Genomic DNA, 18924 nt, shown 5'->3' on the forward strand with positions numbered 1-18924 from the left:
GCCGAAGCGGAAGATCGCGAACTCGGAAACACGATCCTCCGCACGCTGCTGGCCGCAGCGGGACCGGCGGGAATGATCGAAATCTCGTGCCGGAAATACCCCGGCCGGGTCGAGTTCGACGTCCTGCCCTCGGCCACCGCGCACCTCGACCCCGCCGTGCCGGAAACGCCGGTCCCGGAAGTGCCGGACGTTTCCGGCGAGGCCGCGGCGAGCTTCGCCGACTGGATGGCGGAGGCGCTGCGCCGGACGGGCACCACCCGGGAGGCCGCCGCGCAGCGGCTCGAGGTGTCGGTGAAGACGGTGAACCGGTGGATCGGCGGGCAGACCGAGCCGCGGCTGCGCGAGCTGCGCCGGATCCAGGAGCAGTTCGGCGACGTGCAGCTGCGCTGAGGTGCGGACACAAGTGTCCCGGTGTCAGTTGTCGCTCGCCCACGACCCCGGCGTCGCCAGTTCGATGGTGCACCCCGAGGCGTCGGAGCTGATGTCGAGCCACTCGCAGATCTGGTCGGTCAGCCACAGCCCGGTGTCGGAGCAGCGCAGGTCCGGCGGCCGCGACCCGAAGAACGCGGGCAGGTCGAGCGGCTCGTCGCTGTGCAGCGTGCACACCACGCGCCCGGCGGCCGGCCGGACCCACACGGCCGCCCGGCCGATGCCGTGCTCGGTCAGGTAGGTGATGGCCTCGCCGACGGCGATGCCGAACATGGCCACGGCGTTCTCGGGGTGCAGCAGCGGGCCGGCCTTCTCGAGCACGTATCGCCGCACGGCGACCAGGTCGCCCTCGAAGCGGAAGATGTCGGCCGAGTCACCGGGTGGCGGCGGTGACGCGGGGAAGCCGTCGACCCGCGCGGGCGCGGTGAACTGCGTGGACGGCTCGGCCTTGCCGCCGACGAGCAGCTCCGGGTGCGCCCGCCGGGCGTCTTCGATCGCGCCGGCCTCGAAGATCCTGGTGTCGTACGGGCAGAGCATCCAGATCCCGGTGTCGGCGAGGGCCACGTTGAACCCGGCCTCGGTGTGCCGCCACTCGGCCGCGCCGACGCGGGCCGGTTCGGCGAGCACGCGCACCGCGCCGCCCGGCGCCGTCGACCGGTAGCGCGTCCAGTATCGGTGCAGCGCGGCCGCGAGCTGCGGCGGACGGCGTCCGAAGCAGGCCGGCTCGACGAGGACGATCTTGCCCGCGTCGGCGCCCAGGACGTCGCCAAGCAGCTCCTGGTTGGCCTCGGTCGTGCCGACCAGCACCGGCTCGCCCCGCCGCAGCCCGTCCTGTGCGAAGGGCACCGCCATCGCGAGGAACTCCGCGTCGCTGCTGTAGACGCAGCTCTGGTGCCGAAAGTCTGTCTCGGCGGGGACGGACGTCGGGGTCGCCATGCGCGCTTAACCTCCGGGGACCGGTCTTCGAAGTCGACCGCAAGATGGTTTTGTTCCTCGAACGTTCTACGGAACGAGAGGAGAGTACCCGCGGCGGAGCCTTTTCGGTATGGCAGCCGGAATCCATTCCACCTTTCGGAGTATTCAACCCTGGTCGTTTTGGAACGTCCAGGTACCGCGCCATTTATGTCCCGCGCGTCGATCACCGTCGATGCAGGTCAGCGCCGTGCAGGCCCGAGCCGCTCAGCAGCGTCGTCCATTTATGTCCGAGCGCTCCCGATCGGCGACCACAACTGTCCGGGCGGCGACCGGAAAACACTTTGCGTCAATGCAACGAAGTAGCCGCGTTGTTCGCGAAATACACATCGCCGGAGTCCGGCGGCAAGGCCCGGCGGGCCGGTACATGCCTTTCTAGGCCGTGACGCCGATCGCGGCGAGGTAGTCCGGCACCGCCGCCGCGTCGCCCGCGTCGGAGATCAGCGCGATGTAGCCGTCGGGACGAATCAGCACCAGGGCGTGGCCGTAGGCCTCGGCGAGGTGACCTTCAGTGTCGGCGACGTCGTCGGGGCCGGTCGGTTCTTCGACGACGCGCAGGGTCCGGAGGCCGGGAAACGCCGGTGTGGCAACGAAAGTCAGCACCGTGAAACGCCCGCCGCGGGTCAGGTCGAACAGCCGGCGCTCGCCTTCCGGCGTCGTCAGCCCGGTCGCGTCGGGGGCGCGGTCGCCGGCGCGGAGCGAGGCGGTTTCGTCACGGTCGTCGCGAGCGAGGGCGCAGCCGCGGTAGCCGACGCCGAGCTGCATCGTGCTCGCGTCACTGCGGACGATCAGGCCGTTCTGCTCGATCGCCTGCTTGAGCCGCGCGTTCGACAGCGCGAGCACGCCCGCCGCGACCGGGCGCCGCTCGGCCTCGTAGGTGTCGAGCAACGCCGGCGAGGCGCCGTTCGCGACGGCCGCGAGCTTCCAGCCGAGGTTGTACGAGTCCTGGATGCCGGTGTTCATCCCCTGGCCGCCGGCGGGCGAGTGGATGTGCGCGGCGTCGCCGGCGAGGAACACCCGCCCCTCGCGGTAGCGGTCCACGAGCCGGATGTTGGCGCGCCACAACGACGACCACTCCGGCTCGCGGAGGCGGATGTCGGCGCGGCCGCTCCGCCGGTCGAGGATCGCCTGCATGTTCGCGAGACCGAGGTCCGGGTCCTGTCCCGGCGCGATGCTCGCCTGGTACTGGAAAACGCCGGTGGAGGGCAGCGGGCAGAGGGTGACGAGGCCGTCGGCGTGCCGCCACATGTGCCAGGCGTCGCGATCGAGGCCGTCGACTTCGAGGTCGGCGACGATCATCCGCACCTCGTCCCGGGTCTCCCCCTCGAACACGATGCCGGCCTGCTTGCGGACGACGCTGTGGCCGCCGTCGCAGCCGACCAGCCAGCGCGCGGTGATCGTCTCGGCTTCCCCGCCGCGCACGACGACCGCTGACACGCCTTCGTCCGACTGCGCGAAGCTCTCGAGGGCGGTGCCGAACTCGACGGCGCCGCCGAGTTCGGCCAGCCGCAGCCGGAGCGTTTCCTCGATCCGCCACTCGGGCGTGATCAGGCTCGCCGGGTACGGGACGTCGGGGCGCGCCGCGGGCGGCTCGGTGCCGCCCAGCGTCACCCGGCCGTCGGCGGCGGTCGCCCGGATCGGCATCGCCATCCGGCCGTGGGCCAGCACGCGCCCGACGACGCCGAGGTCGTCGAACACCTCGAGGGTGCGCGGCTGGACACCCTTGCCGCGCGAGCCGGGCCGCGGGCCGGGGGCGGCCTCGACCAGGCGGAAGGGGACGTCGCGGCGGGCGAGCTCGCAGGCCAGCATCAGCCCGGCCGGGCCGGCGCCGGCGATCAGCACTTGCGGGTCCATCGTCTCTCTCCTGACCTCAAGAAAGGAATCTCTTTCTAACGTCAGAGTAGAGCCGCTTGCCAAGAAAGGAAAGCCTTTCTATCGTGGGGTGGTGGTCACCGAGGAGCCCGAACCCGTCCGTCGTCGCCGGCACGGCAAGGAGCTCGAGTCCGCGCTGCTCACCGCCGGCTGGGACGAGCTGGTCGAGGTCGGTTACGCCCGGCTGACGATGGAGTCGATCGCCGTCCGCGCCCGCACCAGCGAGGCCGTGCTCTACCGCCGCTGGACCAACAAGGACCAGCTCGTGCTCGCCGCGATCGAGCACCACCGCAGCACCCACCCGATCGAACTCCCCGACACCGGCGCCCTGCGCAGTGACCTGCTCGCCCAGCTGACAACCATGAGCGAAGCCCTCGCCGCCTTCTTCACCATCGCCGTGGCCACCTCCTTCGCGGGCCTGCTGGCCGACACCGGCCTGTCCCCTTCACAGGTGCGCGACCAGATCATGGGCGATCAGCCGCTCCCGCCCGGACGGGCCCTCTACCAGCGCGCCCACCAGCGCGGCGAGATCGACCTGGCGCGCATCCCGGCCGTGGTGCTCGAAATGCCGTTCGAACTGGTGCGCCACGACCTGCTGATGGACCTCGAACCCCCGGCACCCGCGCGCATCGAGGCGATCGTCGACGACCTGTTCCTGCCGCTCGTGCGGGCGGCGTCGTGACCTCCGGTCGCCGCGAGCCGGACGTCAGGCGGCTTTTCCGGGGAAGTACGGCCGGAGGCTCGCCGCGGCCACCCGGTCCAGGACGCGGTCGGGCAGGACGCGCGTGAGGCGGGTGAGCAGGGCCGCGTCACGGCCGATGGTGTAGCGCGTGCGCGGCCGCCTCGTGGTGGCGGCCTCCGCGACGATGGCGCCGGCTTTCGCCGCCGGCATGCCTTTCCCGGTGAACTTCAGCGAGTGGGTGACGACGGCCTGGACGAGCCCGCCGTAGCGCCGCTGGTGTTCGGGGGTCATCTTCGCGGCGAGATCGGTGGCGGTGGCGGCACCGCGATCCCCCATTTCCGTCCGCACCGCGCCCGGCTCGACGACCACGACCTGGACGCCGTGCGGGGCGAGTTCGCGGCGGAGCGCGTCACTGACCGCCTCGAGCGCGAACTTCGCGCCACCGTAGGCCCCGTAGGTAGCCATCGCGATCTTCCCGCCGACCGAGCTGATGTTCACGATCCGGCCGTGACTGCGGTGGAGGAAGGGCAGCAGCGCCTGGGTGACGGCGACGTGCCCGAACAGGTTGACCTCGAACAGCCGCCGCCACTCGTCGAGCGGCAGGGCTTCGACCGGTGCGTTGACCGAGATGCCCGCGTTGTTGACGAGGGCGCGGAGCGGGCGGCGCTCCGGGTCCGCGGCGATGCGCTCGACGAGGGCCTGGACGTGCTCGGGGCACGTGACGTCGAGGATCACCGGCTCGACACCCTCGGCCCGGATCGCGTCGGCGTCACGGTCGCGCCGGACGCCGGCGAGCACGTGATAACCGCGCGCGGCCAGCTCGCGTGCGGTGGCGGCGCCCATCCCCGTCGAGGCGCCGGAGACGACCATCAGCCCGTTTTCATGTGACGTTGTCATATGAACCACTCTGCGCCGCTCATGTGACACTGTCAAGTAGAATCGGTCCCATGGTGACGCGAACCGAAGCGGCCGCTGCGACCAGGACCGCCCTCGTGCGCGCCGCGTCCGAACTGCTCGACGAAGGCGGCCCCGACGCGGTGACGCTCCGCGCGGTGGGCGCCCGGGCCGGCGTCTCGCGCGGCGCGCCCTACGGGCACTTCGAGGACAAGGCGCACCTGCTGACGCAGCTGGCCGTGGACGCCTGGAACTCGCTGGCCGACGAGGTGGAACAGGTGCGGGCCGCCCCGGGCACCACGCCGGGCGCCCGGCTGGAGACGGCCCTGATGGCCCTCATCGGGCTCGGCCGTCGCCGGCCACACCTGTACGCACTGATGTTCAGCACTCCGGCGGACGCCCCGGACGCCGTCGAGGCCGCGAGCCGCCTGGAGAACCGGTTCCTGGTCATCGTCGCCGACCTGGTCGGCGACGCCGACGCCCGCCCGTACGGCGCCCTGCTGATGTCGAGCGCGCACGGGATCGCGGGCTTGGAACTGAGCGGCCACCTGGCGCCGGAGAAGTGGACGGTCGGCGGCGATCAGCTGGTGCGCATGCTGGTCGACGCGATCCGGTCCGGCGCCGGGAAAAGCTGACCCGGGCGCGGCTCGGCGCAGGTACGCCGCCGGCTCGACACGGGAACCGTCCAGCACGGGAATCGCCGGCTCGGCGGCCCGACTGCGGGAGCGGCGGGACCGTACCTGCGGTTCGTCTTGGTGTGCCTCACGAGCCACACTCGGATCCCGGGTCAGCGGGAAGCCCCCCAGCGGCCCGATCGTGTCGCCGGTGACCGTGCGGACCCAGGCAGCCGGTACCGGCGGAACGCGGCCGTGACGACGGCACCGTCCACTGTGGCCCGGACTTCTTCGACGAGCGTGGCATCGCATTGCCCCGCAGGTGAACGCAAGCGGCTCCGCGACGCACCCGGTGCGTCGCGGGCACTTCGTGCGTGCCCCTTCTCGTGCACACAAAAGGCTCCGCGACACACACCAGGTGCGTCGCGGAGCCTGTTGCGCGTACTACTTCTTCGGGCTGTTCTCCGTGCTCGGCGCGGGCTTCGGCGGAGTCACCGGCGGATTCGGCGGGACAGCCACGGGCTTCGTGCCGCTCGTCGGGGTGGCCGGCGGCTTCGCCGGGGCCGCCGCGTGCTTCGCGCCGTTCTGCGGGGCCGGCGGGGGCGTTGCCGGGGTCACCGGCGGCTTCGGCGCGCTGCCGTTGGCCAGTGCCTGCTCCGCGACCGGGTCGGCCTCGTGGAGCTGCGGCTCCGCCAGCGGGTTGCCCCGCCTCGCGCGCAGCACGGCGGCCGCACCCGCGGCCAGGACGGCCACGCCGATCACCCACGGCCAGCGGTTCTTCTTCGGCCGCTCGCCCCGGGCCGCGCTCTTGGCCTCGGCCAGGGCCGCCGTCAGGTCCTTCTTCGCCGTCGCCACCGTCTTGCGGCGCTTGCGGCCGGAGTCACCCCTCGACCCGACCACGGCGGCGACCGCCTCCGCGGCCTTCCGGCCCGGGTCGCGCATCTTGACCGCGCGGGCCAGCACCTCGTCGCGCGCGGCGACGGAGTTCACCCGCAGCTCACGGCGGGACGCGCGCGTGCCCTTGTCGAAGTCCTTCGTCGCCTTGCGGCCGACCTCGGCGAGCTCGTCCGCCCCCTCGGCCAGCTTCCGGTCGGTGATCTCCACCGCCCGCGCGGCCGCGTCCGCGCCCACTCGCGCGGCCTCGACGGCGAGCTCCCGCACGCCGGCCGCCGCCGTCTTCACTCGTTGCCCGACCGCAGCGTCGCCCATGGCTTCACCTCTCCACTCGTCTCGGCGGACGTCGCCCACCACACCACCCGGCTACCCACCCGAGGGCCGTCTTGAACATGCCGCCGGAGACACGAATGTGAAGAATGAAATACGTGTGTGTAAAACTATTCCTCAGCATCGAACGCAAAATCGATCAATACCGACGTTCGTAGGACATTCCCGCTCACCGGTGACCGGACAAGGAATGGACAATCGAAAGTTCGTTCTTGACCAACCGGTGTGCCGTCCCCGTAATGTGGTCCCCGGATGGTCGCGGCCGCGAGATCCCTTTCACACGAACGAAGGAGGACGTCGGTGAAGCTTGTCCGTCTCGTCAAGAAAGCGCTCCCCGCAAAGAGCCTGAAGGCCTACGCCTGGTACGGCTGGATCTGATCCCCTGACCGGAGGGGCCGGTTCCGGATAATACCGGAACCGGCCCTCCGCTTTCCTCGAAGGAGCGCGAAAAGAGTGGTCATCGCCGCCGGCAACCGGACAAAACGCACTGTCTTCGCGCCCCGGATCGACCAGCTGCTGCGGGAGCACCGCGGCGGCGAGCTCTTCCGGCTCGAACCGGACACCATCGGCGTCGCCGACCCCGATCTGATGAACGCCCTGCTGAAGGCCCGCCCGGCGAACGGCGAGGAACGGCCCACGTTCAAGCCCGTCCTCGGACGCCACGTCACCCGAACGGAGTCCGCGAGCCTGATGCAGGCCGTCGGCGCGGACGTCCGGGCCGCGCTCAAGAAGCCCGCGGGCCACCCCGACCTCACCGGGAAATGGCCCGCCGTACCGCACGACCACCTCCGTGACCTGGTCTTCGGCGCCGAAACCCGCCGGTTCCGGACGCTCGTCGACCGGCGGCTGGAGCTGACCCCGAAGCTCACCTGGTCGGCCGTCACGGCCGGGTCCGCGCTGTTCCCGCCGTCGGCCGCGGGCCGCGAGCTGTCCACGCTCGCGCGGCAGGTCCTCGCGGCGGACGACTTCGCCGAGCGGCGCTTCCGGATGTACCTCTACCGCCGCGTCGCCGCCCCCATCTGCTTCACGGTCGCCGCCCTGGTCACCAACGCGGTCTGGCTCGGCGCGCCGTTCGCCGACGACGTCCCGAACGAGCACGTGATCAACGAGGCCCTGCGGCTGCTGCCGCCGTCGTGGAACATCCTGCGGGTCCGCTCGCCGGAGTACACGGAGGTCGACGCCCGCATCGGCCCCGGTGACGACCTCCTGCTACTGCCGATCGTCAGCCACCGCTCCCCCGCGCTCTGGGACGACCCCGACGAGTTCCTCCCCGAGCGCTGGGCGGACCTGGACGCCGACACCCAGCCGGGCTACCTGCCGTTCGGCCACGTGAGTGAACGCTGCTGGGGCCGTCACATGGTGTTGCCGCTGGCCGGCCGCCTGCTGGACGTCGTCCGCGCCCAGGGCCTGGCACCCGACCCGCGGCAGCTCAAAGCGCACGTCGACCTCGACGGTCTCCTGGAGGTGGCCGACCTGCGGGTCGTACGCCGCTGACAAGGCTGTGTCGGCAACTCTTGACACCCGCCGCGGTACGCGCGCATCCTGAGTCTTATCAGGTTCCCTGATATCAGGAGGCGTGGCGATGAGCGCGGACTTCGGCCTGGGCAGCTGGCCGGCGCGGCGGGCCCGGATCGACCCCGGCCGCACCGCGCTGGTGCAGGACGGCCGCACCCTCACCTACGCCCGGCTCGCCGAGAACGTCGACCGGCTGGCCGGTGAGCTGACCCGGCGCGGCGTGCGGCCGGGCGATCGGGTCGCCTACCTCGGCGTCAACGACATCGCCGTCTTCGAGACGCTCTTCGCCACCGCCCGCTGCGGCGCGATCTTCGTGCCGCTCAACTACCGCCTCTCCCCCGCCGAGATCCGCTACATGCTCGGCGACAGCGGCGCGTCGCTCCTCGTGCACAGCCCGGACGCCGACGACCTCGTCGCGGCGGCCGGCCCCCACGAAATCCAGCTCGTGAAAGCCGGCGAAGCCGGCAGCGGAACACCGCCCGAACCCGAGGTCGGCCTCGACGACCCGTGCCTGCTGCTCTACACCTCCGGCACCACCGGCCGGCCGAAGGCGGCGGTCCTCACCCACGGCAACCTGACCTGGAACACCGTCAACCAGCTCGCCCACCTGGACGTCCTCGGCACCGACAAGGCCCTCTGCATCGCGCCGCTGTTCCACTGCGTCGGCCTGGGCCAGATCACGCTGCCGACGCTGTTCAAAGGCGGCTGCGTCGAGCCGGTCGCCAAGTTCGACGCCGGCACGATCCTCGCCCGCATCGCCGAAGCCGGGATCACCAGCTTCTCCGCCGTCCCCACGATGCTGGAGATGATGTGCCGCCACGAGTCGTGGGCGGCCACCGACCTCAGCTCGCTGACCTGCGTGCTCTACGGCGGCTCGCCGGTCGCCGAACGCGTCGCGCGGGCGTGGCTCGACCGCGGCGTCCGGCTGCTGCAGGGCTACGGCATGACCGAGGCCTCCCCCGGCGTCTTCATGGCCACCCACGACGGCACGCTCGACCACCCGGTCGCTGCGGGCGTGCCGCACTTCTTCACCGACGTCGCCGCCGACGGCGGCAGACCGCTGAGCGCGGAGCCCGCCGAACTGCTCGTCCGCGGCCCGCACGTCTTCACCGGCTACTGGAACCGGCCCGAGGAGACGGCCACGAGCTTCGCCGGCGAGCGCTGGTTCCGCACCGGCGACGTCGTCCGCGTCGAAGACGACGGCTGGGCCCACATCGTCGACCGGGTCAAAGACCTGATCATCTCCGGCGGCGAGAACGTCTACCCCGCCGAGATCGAGGCGATCGCCGTCCAGCTCGACGCCGTCGACGCCTGTGCCGTGGTCGGCGTGCCGGACGAGCGCTGGGGTGAGGTCGGCGCCGCCTACGTCGTCGCCCGTGACGGCGCGGAGCCGGACGAAGCCGCGTTCCGCGCGCACCTGGAACAGCACCTGGCCCGCTACAAGGTGCCGAAGTACGTCCGGTTCGTCGAAGCGTTGCCGCGCAACGCCACCGGCAAGATCCGCCGCGTCGAGCTGCGCAAGCAAGCCGCACAAACCTACGGAGTCCCATGACCAGCACCCTGCACCTCGAACTGCACGACGACGTCGCGGTGCTGCGGCTGTCGCGGCCGAAGAAGCGCAACGCGCTCGACGACGCCACCGTCCTGGCCCTCGAAGCGTTCTTCAGCGCGCCGCCGGCCGAGGTGAAAGCCGTCGTGCTCGACGCCGAAGGCGACCACTTCTCCGCCGGGCTCGACCTGTCGGAGCTCACCGAGCGGGACGCCTTCGAGGGCCTGCAGCACTCGATGATGTGGCACCGCGCCTTCGAGCGGATCGAACGCGGCCGCGTCCCGGTTGTCGCGGTGCTCAAGGGCGCGGTGATCGGCGGCGGCCTCGAACTCGCGTCGGCCACGCACATCCGCGTCGCCGAGTCGACGGCGTTCTACGCCCTGCCGGAGGGCCAGCGCGGCCTGTTCGTCGGCGGCGGCGGTTCGGTGCGGGTGCCGCGGCTGATCGGCGCGCACCGGATGACCGACCTGATGCTGACCGGCCGCGTCCTCGACGCCGACGAGGGGCACGCCGCCGGGCTGTCGCACTACCGCGTCGGGCCGGGCGAGGGCCTGGAGCACGCGCTCGGCCTGGCCCGCAAGATCGCCGCGGCGTCGCCGATCACGACGTTCGCGGTGCTGCAGGCGCTGCCGCGCATCGCCGAGGCCAACCCCGCCGAGGGGTACCTGCTGGAGGCGCTGATGGCGGCCGTCGCCAGTGGCAGCGCCGAGGCCCAGGACCGGATGCGGGCGTTCCTCGACAAGCGCGCGGCGAAGGTCGCCCGATGACGGCGTTGCGCCCGGTCGCCGGCGATGTCCGCGACACCACGGAAATCGGCCGCTACCTCGGCTGGCTGGCCACCCAGCGCGGCCTCGGCTTCGAGGACTACGCGAGCCTGCACCGCTGGTCGGTGACCGACCTCGACGGCTTCTGGTCGTCGATCCGCGACTACTTCGGGGTTCGCTTCCACACCGGCGAAACGGCGGTGGTCCCCGATCCGCGGATGCCGGGCACCGAGTGGTTCCCGGGCGCGACGCTCAACTACGCCGAGCACGCGCTCAGCCACCGGCCCGACGACGAGGTCGCCGTCATCGCGTATTCCCAGACGCGCCCACGCCACGAGCTGACCTGGGCAGAACTGCGCGACCAGGTCGCGAAAGCCCGCGCCGGTCTCAAGCGGCTGGGCGTCGGACGCGGTGACCGGGTCGTGGCCTACCTGCCGAACATCCCCGAGGCGGTCGTCGCGTACCTGGCCGTCGCCGGCCTCGGCGCGGTGTGGGCGTCCTGCGCGCCGGAGTTCGGCGCCCGCGCGGTGCTCGACCGGTTCGGGCAGGTCGAGCCGAAGGTGCTGCTGACCGTCTCGGGATATCGGTACGGCACCAAGGACATCGATCGCCGAAGTGAAGTCGCGGAGATCGTGGCCGGGCTGCCGAGCATCGAGCATGTCGTCCGGGTCGCGTACGGCGACGACGCCACCGGCTGGACGGACCTGCTGGACAATCCGGGTGAGCCGGGGTTCGAGCCGGTCGGGTTCGCGCACCCGCTGTGCGTGCTGTTCTCCTCCGGCACCACGGGAAAACCGAAGCCGATCGTGCACGGCCACGGCGGGCTGCTGCTGGAGCACCTCAAGAACCACGGTCTCAGCTGGGACCTGCGCCCCGGTGACCGGATGCTGTGGTTCTCCACCACCGCCTGGATGATGTGGAACGCGCTGGTGTCCGGCCTGCTCACCGGCGCGTCGATCGTGCTGGTCGACGGCAACCCGCTGCACCCGGACCTGGCCTGGCAGTGGCGGCTCGCCGCCGAAACCCGCGTGACGCTGCTGGGCGCGAGCCCGGGTTTCCTGATGGCGTGCCGGAAAGCGGACCTCGACCCGGCGGCGGACCTGGACCTCTCGGCGCTGCGCCAGATCGGCGCGGCGGGCAGCCCGCTGCCCGCCGAGGGCTACCGGTGGGTCGCCGACCGGTTCCCCGATGTCCTGCTCAACGTCGGCAGCGGCGGCACCGACGTCTGCAGCGGGATCGTCCAGGGCAGCCCCCTGCAACCCGTGTGGGCCGGGGAGATCTCGGGACCCTGCCTGGGCGTCGACGCGCGGGCGTTCGACTCCCGCGGCAAGCCGGTCGTCGGGGAACTGGGCGAGCTCGTGATCACCGCGCCGATGCCGTCCATGCCGGTCGGGTTCTGGGGTGACCTCCCGGTCACGGACCCGGATTCCCGTTACCGCGCAACGTATTTCGCCGACTACCCCGGTGTGTGGCGGCACGGCGACTGGGTGCGCTTCTCGCCGGACGGCGGCTGCGTCATCGCCGGCCGCTCCGACGCCACCCTCAACCGCGGCGGCGTCCGCCTCGGCACCGCCGAGTTCTACACGGTCGTCGAGGAGCTGCCGGAGATCGACGACTCCCTGGTCGTGCACCTCGAAGACCCGGCGGGCGGCAACGGCGACCTTCGCCTCTACGTCGTGCTTCGCGACGGCGCGCTGGACGACGACCTGCGCCGCCGCATCAAGAGCGCGTTGAAGAGCGCGCTGTCGCCGCGGCACGTGCCCGACGAGATCACCGCCGTCCCGGTGATCCCGCGCAACCGCACCGGGAAGAAACTGGAGCTGCCCGTGAAGAAACTCCTGCTCGGCGCCCGCGCGGAAGACGTCGTCGGCCGGGACGTCCTGGCCGATCCCAGCGCCCTCGACCACTTCCGGGCGCGCGCATGAGCACCGTCGCGGTCGTCGGCACCGGCGTGATCGGCGCGAGCTGGGCGAGGCTCTTCCTCGCCCACGGCCTCGACGTCGTCGCCGCCGATCCGGCACCGGACGCCGAAGACCGGTTGCGCGGTGCTCTCGAAGGCACGCCGACGGATCGGCTGCGGTTCGTCGCCGACGCCGGGGAGGCGGCCGCCGCGGCGGACTTCGTGCAGGAGAACGGTCCGGAGCGCGAAGACGTCAAGCACGCGCTGTTCGCCGTCCTCGACGAGGCCGCGCGGCCGGACGTGGTCCTGGCGAGCAGCTCGTCCGGGCTGCTGCCCAGCGTCATCGCCCGCGGCTGCCCGCGCCACCCCGAGCGGGTCGTGATCGGGCACCCGTTCAACCCGCCGCACCTGATCCCGCTCGTCGAGGTCGTGCCCGGCCGCGACACCGCGCCCGAGGTCGTCGACCGGGCGGTGGCGTTCTACACGTCGGTCGGGAAGCGCCCGATCCGGCTGTCGCGGGAGGTCCCCGGCCACATCGCGAACCGGCTGCAGGCCGCGCTGTGGCAGGAGGCGTACTCGCTGGTCGAACGCGGGGTCGCGACGGTCGCCGACATCGACACGGCGATCGCGTACGGGCCCGGGCTGCGCTGGGCGGTGCTCGGCCCGTTCGTCAACCAGCACCTCTCCGGCGGCGCCGGCGGCCTGGCGCACATCCTGCGGCACCTCGGCCCGCCCACCGAGCAGTGGTGGCGCGACCTCGGCCAGGTCCACCTGACGCCGGAGCTCGCCGAGACGCTCGTCGCGGGGGTGGACGCCGAACTGGCCGAAACCGACCAGGCCCGGCTCGTCGCCGCGCGCGACGCCGTCCTCGACCAGCTGCTGGCCGCCAAGGCCGCGCACCCCGACCTGCCCTGACCATCCCGATCCGACGACGGAGATTTCGGTGGACCTTTCCGCACTGACCGCCCTCGACGTCCACACCCACGTCGAGCAGGACGGCCACGGCTGTTTCGCGCTGGACCGGGAGCTGCTCGACGCGTCCGCGAAGTACTTCCGCGCCGACCAGGACCGGACCCCGACCGTGACGGCCATCGCCGAGCACTACCGCGCCCGCAAGATGGCCGCCGTCGTGTTCACGGTCGAGGCGCCGGCCGCCACCGGGCACCCCGCGCTCTCGAGCGAGGAGATCGCCGACGCGGCCGCCGAGCACCCGGACGTGCTCATCCCGTTCGGCTCGGTCGACCCGCACTCCGGCAAGGCGGCCGTGCACCGGGCGCGCCGGCTCGTCGCCGAACACGGCGTCCGCGGGTTCAAGTTCCACCCCAGCCTGCAGGGCTTCGAGCCGAACGACCCGCGGTTCTACCCGCTGTACGAGGCGATCGGCGAGCTCGGCGTCCCGGCGCTGTTCCACACCGGCCAGACCGGGATCGGCGCGGGCCTGCCGGGCGGGCGTGGCATCAAGCTGCGCTACTCGAACCCGATGCTGCTCGACGACGTCGCCGCCGACTTCCCGCACCTGACGATCATCCTGGCGCACCCGTCGGTGCCGTGGCAGGACGAGGCGATCTCGGTGGCGACGCACAAGGCGAACGTCTACATCGACCTGTCCGGCTGGTCCCCGAAGTACTTCCCGCCCCAGCTGGTCCGCGCGGCGAACACGCTGCTGAAGCGCAAGGTCCTGTTCGGCTCGGACTTCCCGGTCATCACGCCGGACCGGTGGCTGGCCGACTTCGCCGAGCTGGACATCAAGGACGAGGTGCGGCCGATGATCCTGAAGGACAACGCGATCCGGCTGCTCGGCCTATCCTGAGCCGGTGGCAGCGATAGCACTCCGGCCGGTCGAAGACGCCGATCTCGACACGCTGTTCGAGCAGCAGCGGGACCCCGAGTCGGTCCGGATGGCCGCGTTCACCCACAAGGACCCCGACGACCGCGACGCGTTCGACGCGCACATGACGAAGGTGCGGTTCTCCGACGGGATCACCCACCGCGCGGTGACCCGCGACGGCGTCCTCGTCGGCAGCATCGCCGCGTTCGTCGTCGAGGGCGACACCGAGATCACGTACTGGATCGACCGGGCGGTGTGGGGGCAGGGCATCGCCGGGCAAGCGCTTGCCCTGCTGCTCGACGCGGTCGAGGTCCGGCCCCTGCACGCGCGGGCGGCCAGCGACAACGCCGGATCGTTGCGAGTCCTGCAGCGGGCGGGCTTCACCGTCGTCGGCACCGACACCGGGTACGCGAACGCCCGGGGCGCAGAGATCGAGGAAACCATCCTGCGGCTCGACTAGCGCCGCGGGTCGACGTGGATCTTCGGGCCGGGACCCGCGGCGTGCTCGCCCGCCAGCACCGCCCCGGCCTCGTCGAGCCCGACGGTCGCCGCGACCAGCGGGCGCGGGTCGACGGCGCCGCTCGCGTAGGCGTCGATCGTGTCGGCCAGACCGGGTGACGCGGACAGGATGCCGACGGCCGTGACGTCCTTCAGGACCAGCTCGCGGGTGTCGATCCGGCTCGGCTGCCCGGCCAGTCCGATGTAGACGACCCGGCCGGCCGGCTCGACCAGGTCGAGGGCCAGCGCGGGCAGCTCGACGGCGTTGGACGCGTCGACGACCGCGTCGAACGGCAGGTCGGGGCGCGTTTCGCGGGTCCAGGCGTGCGCGAAGCCGAGCGTGCGGGCGAAGGCGAGGGTGGGCTCGTCGCGGCCCAGCAGGTGCACCTCGGCGCCGGCCGCGCGCAGGAACATCGCGACGAGCAGCCCGATCGTCCCGGGCCCCAGGACGAGCGCGCGATCACCGGGCCCGACGCCGGCGGCCTGCGCCGCGCGCAGGGCGTTGCCACCCGGCTCGACCAGGGCCCCGAGGACGGCGTCGACGGTGCCGGGCAGCGCGTGCAGCGACCACGCGGGGACGGCGATGCGTTCGGCCAGCGCGCCGGGCCGCCCGCCGCGGATGCCGACTTCCTCGCGGCGCGCGCAGGTGTGCTGGTGCCCTTTGCGGCAGCGGCGGCAGGTCCGGTCGCCGAGCATGGTGTCACCCATGACGCGGCGCCCGAGCCACCCCGGGTCGACGCCGTCGCCGACGGCCGAGACGGTGCCGGCCCACTCGTGCCCGAGCCGCATCGGGTACGCCGAGTGGCCCTGGTGCAGGTAGGCCATTTCGCCGGTGAAGAACTCGACGTCGGTGCCGCAGACGCCGGCGCGTTCGACGTCGACGACCACCTCACCGGGGACGGCTTCGGGCACGGGGACGTCCTGCACCGAGAACTCCCGCGGGCCGGTGAGCACGAAGGCCCGCATCGAGGTGATCACCCGGGAAGTCTCACCCGGGAGCGGGCCGGCGCGCCAGCCGGGTCAGCCGGGGATCTCCGTCGCGCGCTCCCAGCCGGCGGGCAGCGGGCTGACGTTGAGCGCGTGGTCGAGCCCGGTGTCCGACAGCGCCCGGCGCACGACCCGGTTGTCGCCCGGGACGACGCGCAGGGTGGTGCTCTCCCGCTGGGTCCGGAGGTGGATGTCGACCAGGGCGTCCAGGCCGGCCGCGTCCAGGAGGTCGACCTCCGAGAGGTCGAGCACCAGGACGGGGAACTTGCGGTGGGCCCACGTGGCCAGGACCGCATCGAGCTGCCCGGCGCTCTCTTCGTCGAGGGCGCCCCGGATCCGGACCATCACGGCACCGAAGTAGGGGCGGATCACCTTGATATCGAACGCACCGGCGCCCGCGCGGGTCACGGGGATCGCCGTCGCGGGGTGCTGCACTACCAACATCGGCAGACGCCTTCGTTCACAGATTGAAGTGCCGGGCGGGAGTCCCGCTCGGACGCAGACCGGAATGGGGGTAACGGCTGTTGCCTGAACCGTACCCTCGCAGCGTAGCCTCCCGTCCACCCGGCGCAACCCCGCCCAACGGGCGAGCCGCACTCCACCGCCTGTCCCATGGAGGAGGAGTACCCACGCCAACCGCCACGGCCGGGTGAAGTGCGCGGATGCGCGGAGCGGCCCGACAGCGCACTGTCGAAGAAACGGGTCCACAGTGGACAAAAAGGACCCGCTCCCGCTCGGCGAAGGCTGGGGGTACCTGCGAGCGGAAGCGGGAGACACAGGCCGGTACGGGGGTCGCCTCGCGGCGAGTGGCGCTCCACGGCGCCAGCCGGACTGGCACTCCGCGAAGGCATGGGGTGAGGCTCGGGGACACCACCGTACCGACAGTCTGTACAACGCACGGCCTGCGGAAATGTTCCCCGCGTGACGCACGTCGCCATAACGGCTGACGCGACGTTTCGCGGGTGCCCCGCCGGGTACCACCAGAGCGTCGGAAGGAGATCGTCATCGCCACCGCTGTGCTCTTCGACGTCGACGGCACGCTCGTCGACTCCAACTACCTGCACGTCCACGCCTGGCAGCGCGCGTTCCGCGAACTGGACCGGGACGTCGCGTCCTGGCGCGTCCACCGCGCGATCGGCATGGGGTCCGGCAAGCTGCTCGCCGAACTGCTCGGACAAGCCGACGCCGACGAGCTCGGCAGCCGGCTCGAAGACCTCCACCGCCGCTTCTACCTCGAGACGGCCGAGCTGCTCCGGCCCTTCGACCAGGCCGCCGCGCTGATCCGCGTCATCGCCGGGCACGGGGTGCGGGTGCTCCTGGCGACGTCGGCCGGGCCGGACGAGCTCGACCTGCAGCGCAAGGCCCTCGACGTCGACGACGTCGTCGCGGGCATCGTCGCGGGCGACGACGTCGAGGCCACCAAGCCCGACCCGGAACCGGTGTACGCCGCGCTGGAGCGCGCGGGCACCGAGCCGGCGGACACGATCTTCGTCGGGGACTCCGTCTGGGACGTCCTGGCCGCCACCAAAGCGGGCGTGCGCACGGTCGCGGTGCTCTCCGGCGGCGTCGGCGCGGCGGAGCTGACCGAAGCCGGCGCCATCGCGACCTACGACGACGCCGAAGCCCTGCTCGACGGCCTCGACCAGAGCCCGCTGGCGGAGCTGTTCACCTAGTGCCGAACCGCGGCCTGTGGTGGCCGTTCCGGTCGCTGTGGTGACCGTTCCGGTGACCGTGTTGGCCGTTGCGGGCGTGGCCAGCTCGGGCTGGGCCCGGGTCGGGTTCTCCAGCGCCGGCGGCAGGTCCTCACGTCCCGGCACGTCCAGGCCGGCGAACGGCTCGTCCAGCAGGAGCGGCAGCGGATCGGCCAGCAGCGCCCGGGCCGGCCGGATGCGGGCGCGTTCGCCCTGCGAACACACCCGCACCGGCCGGTCACCGAGGCCGGTGCAGCCGACCGCTCGAGGAGCTTCGCCGCGCGGTCACGGATCGTGTCGTCGTAGCGCTCCCACAGCGGCAGCACACTGCCGCTGTACCCGGTCAGCACCACGGTGTGCGCGTAGTGGTTCTCGGCGTCGGGCAGCCGCTGGTTCGCGCCGACGAACCCGATGTGCGTCCGGACGTCCCGCAGGTCGACCGTGCCCATCCGGTGGCCGAGCACCACGGCGGTGCCCGCGCTGGGGAACCGCTGGGTCGAGGCCACGCACAGGATCGTCGACTTCCCGGCGCCGTTGGCCCCGGTGGGGCGTCGGTCATCAGGTCGGCCAGGTCCTCCGCCGCGGATCTGGCCGCGCCCAAGAGGAACCCGGCCGGCTCAGTGCCCTGACCGGGCCAGCAGCTTGAGCGTGTTCTCCGAGGCCGAGCCCTCCGCGGTCGTCACGACGACGACGGTCTGCTCCGGCGACCGCGCGGGCGTCAGGATCTGCTGGGCCACGGTCAGCGGGCCCACCAGCGGGTGCCGCAGGTCGTACGAGTCGGCCTCGCACGGCTTGACCCGGTGATCGCCCCACAGCGCGACGAACTCGGGGCTCTTCATGGTCAGCTCCCCCACCAGCGACGCCAGCAGGGCGTCTTCGGGGTGCCGCCCGGCGACGGCCCGCAGGTTGCCGACGACCGCCCGGGCCTTGCGCGGCCAGTCCGCGTACAGCTCGCGGACGTGCGGGTCGAGGAACAGCATCCGGGCCGTGTTCGGCCGGTCCGCGGGCCTCTCGGGTGCAGTGAAGTCGACGTGCCCGGCCAGCAGCGCGTGGCCCAGCGGGTTCCACGCCAGCACGTCGCTGCGCCGCCCGAGGACCAGCGCGGGCACGTCACCCAGTGAGCGCAGCAGGTCGCGGACCAGCGGGTCGAGCCGTTCCGGCGGCGGGCGGCGTTGCGCGCGCGGGCGTTGCGCGGCCAGCTCACGCAGGTGTTCGCGCTCGTGCTCGTCGAGCCGCAGCGCCCCGGCCAGCGCGTCCAGGATCGCCTCGGACGCGTTGCCGGACTGGCCCTGTTCCAGGCGTGTGTAGTACGACACGCTGACGCCGGCCAGCTGCGCCAGCTCCTCGCGCAGCCCGGCGACGCGCCGCCGTTCGCCGAAGGCGGGCAGGCCGACGTCTTCGGGGCGCAGCAGGGATCGCCGCGCCCGCAGGAACTCGCCGAGAACCGCCATGACCCCAGTGAACACCGGTCCGGCGCGGTGAGCCTGACCCTGCCGGGGGTACGC

The 18924-nt window shown here is 72.3% G+C and carries 20 protein-coding genes; 12 read left to right on the top strand and 8 right to left on the bottom strand.

The genetic code is table 11. The annotated features are described in order from the left end of the window. The first annotated feature begins 72 nt into the window (after positions 1-72). On the top strand, positions 73-390 hold the full coding sequence (locus OG494_RS19155) for a helix-turn-helix domain-containing protein (protein ID WP_328457567.1): 318 nt from the start codon (positions 73-75) through the stop codon (positions 388-390). Between the two features lie 24 nt (positions 391-414). Here the strand turns inward: OG494_RS19155 and OG494_RS19160 are convergent, their stop codons facing one another. Both OG494_RS19160 and OG494_RS19165 read right to left on the bottom strand, forming a co-directional pair. After that, positions 415-1365 (bottom strand): MEDS domain-containing protein, encoded by a 951-nt coding sequence (locus OG494_RS19160; RefSeq protein WP_328457569.1) that lies wholly within the window; start codon positions 1363-1365, stop codon positions 415-417. Between the two features lie 411 nt (positions 1366-1776). Next, positions 1777-3255, bottom strand: a complete 1479-nt coding sequence (locus OG494_RS19165) for an FAD-dependent oxidoreductase (RefSeq protein ID WP_328457571.1) — start codon at positions 3253-3255, stop codon at positions 1777-1779. 91 nt (positions 3256-3346) lie between these two features. Between OG494_RS19165 and OG494_RS19170 the strand changes: the two genes are divergently transcribed. Beyond that, positions 3347-3955, top strand: coding sequence for a TetR/AcrR family transcriptional regulator (locus tag OG494_RS19170; protein WP_328457573.1), 609 nt, complete (start codon positions 3347-3349; stop codon positions 3953-3955). 24 nt (positions 3956-3979) lie between these two features. On the opposite strand, the gene OG494_RS19175 is transcribed toward OG494_RS19170, so the two are convergent. Continuing rightward, the gene (locus tag OG494_RS19175) at positions 3980-4852 is read right to left on the bottom strand and encodes an SDR family NAD(P)-dependent oxidoreductase (protein WP_328457575.1); all 873 of its coding nucleotides are present in this window, start codon (positions 4850-4852) and stop codon (positions 3980-3982) included. 50 nt (positions 4853-4902) lie between these two features. Here OG494_RS19175 and OG494_RS19180 point away from each other — a divergent pair, with 50 nt between their 5' ends. Next, entirely contained in the window at positions 4903-5484 is a 582-nt protein-coding gene (locus OG494_RS19180; RefSeq protein ID WP_328457578.1) for a TetR/AcrR family transcriptional regulator, read from the top strand. A gap of 423 nt (positions 5485-5907) precedes the next feature. On the opposite strand, the gene OG494_RS19185 is transcribed toward OG494_RS19180, so the two are convergent. Continuing rightward, positions 5908-6672 carry a hypothetical protein gene (locus OG494_RS19185; RefSeq protein ID WP_328457580.1) on the bottom strand — a complete coding sequence of 255 codons (765 nt, stop codon included), beginning with the start codon at positions 6670-6672 and terminating at the stop codon, positions 5908-5910. A gap of 267 nt (positions 6673-6939) precedes the next feature. Here OG494_RS19185 and OG494_RS48390 point away from each other — a divergent pair, with 267 nt between their 5' ends. The 8 genes from OG494_RS48390 (at position 6940) to OG494_RS19220 (ending at position 14703) form a co-directional block, all read left to right on the top strand. Further along, on the top strand, positions 6940-7065 hold the full coding sequence (locus tag OG494_RS48390) for a tryptorubin family RiPP precursor (protein WP_442874436.1): 126 nt from the start codon (positions 6940-6942) through the stop codon (positions 7063-7065). 75 nt (positions 7066-7140) lie between these two features. Then, complete coding sequence (locus OG494_RS19190) at positions 7141-8181, top strand: cytochrome P450 (RefSeq protein ID WP_328457582.1); 1041 nt, start codon at positions 7141-7143, stop codon at positions 8179-8181. An 88-nt stretch (positions 8182-8269) separates the two neighbouring features. Continuing rightward, positions 8270-9754, top strand: a complete 1485-nt coding sequence (locus OG494_RS19195) for an acyl-CoA synthetase (RefSeq protein WP_328457584.1) — start codon at positions 8270-8272, stop codon at positions 9752-9754. After that, positions 9751-10518, top strand: a complete 768-nt coding sequence (locus OG494_RS19200) for a crotonase/enoyl-CoA hydratase family protein (RefSeq protein ID WP_328457586.1) — start codon at positions 9751-9753, stop codon at positions 10516-10518. The genes OG494_RS19195 and OG494_RS19200 overlap by 4 nt, the downstream gene beginning before the upstream one ends. Then, entirely contained in the window at positions 10515-12440 is a 1926-nt protein-coding gene (locus OG494_RS19205) for an acetoacetate--CoA ligase (protein ID WP_328457588.1), read from the top strand. The genes OG494_RS19200 and OG494_RS19205 overlap by 4 nt, the downstream gene beginning before the upstream one ends. Beyond that, complete coding sequence (locus tag OG494_RS19210) at positions 12437-13330, top strand: 3-hydroxyacyl-CoA dehydrogenase NAD-binding domain-containing protein (RefSeq protein ID WP_328457590.1); 894 nt, start codon at positions 12437-12439, stop codon at positions 13328-13330. Before OG494_RS19205 ends, OG494_RS19210 begins: the two co-directional genes overlap by 4 nt. A gap of 28 nt (positions 13331-13358) precedes the next feature. Then, a complete protein-coding gene (gene couO, locus OG494_RS19215; protein WP_328457592.1) occupies positions 13359-14225 on the top strand; it encodes a 4-hydroxyphenyl-beta-ketoacyl-CoA hydrolase in 867 nt (288 codons plus the stop codon). A gap of 4 nt (positions 14226-14229) precedes the next feature. After that, entirely contained in the window at positions 14230-14703 is a 474-nt protein-coding gene (locus OG494_RS19220; RefSeq protein WP_328457594.1) for a GNAT family N-acetyltransferase, read from the top strand. Here OG494_RS19220 and OG494_RS19225 read toward each other — a convergent pair. Both OG494_RS19225 and OG494_RS19230 read right to left on the bottom strand, forming a co-directional pair. Beyond that, the gene (locus OG494_RS19225; RefSeq protein ID WP_328458974.1) at positions 14700-15707 is read right to left on the bottom strand and encodes a zinc-dependent alcohol dehydrogenase; all 1008 of its coding nucleotides are present in this window, start codon (positions 15705-15707) and stop codon (positions 14700-14702) included. The genes OG494_RS19220 and OG494_RS19225 overlap by 4 nt on opposite strands. Positions 15708-15761: 54 nt before the next feature. Beyond that, positions 15762-16172, bottom strand: coding sequence for an STAS domain-containing protein (locus tag OG494_RS19230; protein ID WP_328457596.1), 411 nt, complete (start codon positions 16170-16172; stop codon positions 15762-15764). 518 nt (positions 16173-16690) lie between these two features. Between OG494_RS19230 and OG494_RS19235 the strand changes: the two genes are divergently transcribed. After that, positions 16691-17401 (top strand): HAD family hydrolase, encoded by a 711-nt coding sequence (locus OG494_RS19235; protein WP_328457599.1) that lies wholly within the window; start codon positions 16691-16693, stop codon positions 17399-17401. On the opposite strand, the gene OG494_RS19240 is transcribed toward OG494_RS19235, so the two are convergent. Beyond that, positions 17398-18006 carry an ATP-binding cassette domain-containing protein gene (locus OG494_RS19240; RefSeq protein ID WP_442874484.1) on the bottom strand — a complete coding sequence of 203 codons (609 nt, stop codon included), beginning with the start codon at positions 18004-18006 and terminating at the stop codon, positions 17398-17400. The genes OG494_RS19235 and OG494_RS19240 overlap by 4 nt on opposite strands. 30 nt (positions 18007-18036) lie before the next feature. Next, positions 18037-18870: a helix-turn-helix transcriptional regulator gene (locus OG494_RS19245; protein WP_328457603.1), complete on the bottom strand. Its 834-nt coding sequence runs from the start codon at positions 18868-18870 to the stop codon at positions 18037-18039. Between the last annotated feature and the right edge of the window lie 54 nt (positions 18871-18924).

Origin of the sequence: Amycolatopsis sp. NBC_00438 (genome assembly GCF_036026695.1) — a bacterium.
Lineage (GTDB): Bacteria > Actinomycetota > Actinomycetes > Mycobacteriales > Pseudonocardiaceae > Amycolatopsis.

Excerpts from the sequence above, each read along its gene's own strand:
- OG494_RS19165 (WP_328457571.1), bottom strand. The coding sequence starts at position 3,255 with ATGGACCCGCAAGTGCTGATCGCCGGCGCCGGCCCGGCCGGGCTGATG.
- OG494_RS19195 (WP_328457584.1), top strand. The coding sequence starts at position 8,270 with ATGAGCGCGGACTTCGGCCTGGGCAGCTGGCCGGCGCGGCGGGCCCGG.
- OG494_RS19225 (WP_328458974.1), bottom strand. The coding sequence starts at position 15,707 with ATGCGGGCCTTCGTGCTCACCGGCCCGCGGGAGTTCTCGGTGCAGGAC.
- OG494_RS19185 (WP_328457580.1), bottom strand. The coding sequence starts at position 6,672 with ATGGGCGACGCTGCGGTCGGGCAACGAGTGAAGACGGCGGCGGCCGGC.
- OG494_RS19160 (WP_328457569.1), bottom strand. The coding sequence starts at position 1,365 with ATGGCGACCCCGACGTCCGTCCCCGCCGAGACAGACTTTCGGCACCAG.
- OG494_RS48390 (WP_442874436.1), top strand. The coding sequence starts at position 6,940 with ATGGTCGCGGCCGCGAGATCCCTTTCACACGAACGAAGGAGGACGTCG.
- OG494_RS19230 (WP_328457596.1), bottom strand. The coding sequence starts at position 16,172 with ATGTTGGTAGTGCAGCACCCCGCGACGGCGATCCCCGTGACCCGCGCG.
- OG494_RS19180 (WP_328457578.1), top strand. The coding sequence starts at position 4,903 with ATGGTGACGCGAACCGAAGCGGCCGCTGCGACCAGGACCGCCCTCGTG.
- OG494_RS19200 (WP_328457586.1), top strand. The coding sequence starts at position 9,751 with ATGACCAGCACCCTGCACCTCGAACTGCACGACGACGTCGCGGTGCTG.
- OG494_RS19245 (WP_328457603.1), bottom strand. The coding sequence starts at position 18,870 with ATGGCGGTTCTCGGCGAGTTCCTGCGGGCGCGGCGATCCCTGCTGCGC.
- OG494_RS19155 (WP_328457567.1), top strand. The coding sequence starts at position 73 with ATGATCGAAATCTCGTGCCGGAAATACCCCGGCCGGGTCGAGTTCGAC.
- OG494_RS19210 (WP_328457590.1), top strand. The coding sequence starts at position 12,437 with ATGAGCACCGTCGCGGTCGTCGGCACCGGCGTGATCGGCGCGAGCTGG.
- OG494_RS19175 (WP_328457575.1), bottom strand. The coding sequence starts at position 4,852 with ATGACAACGTCACATGAAAACGGGCTGATGGTCGTCTCCGGCGCCTCG.
- OG494_RS19205 (WP_328457588.1), top strand. The coding sequence starts at position 10,515 with ATGACGGCGTTGCGCCCGGTCGCCGGCGATGTCCGCGACACCACGGAA.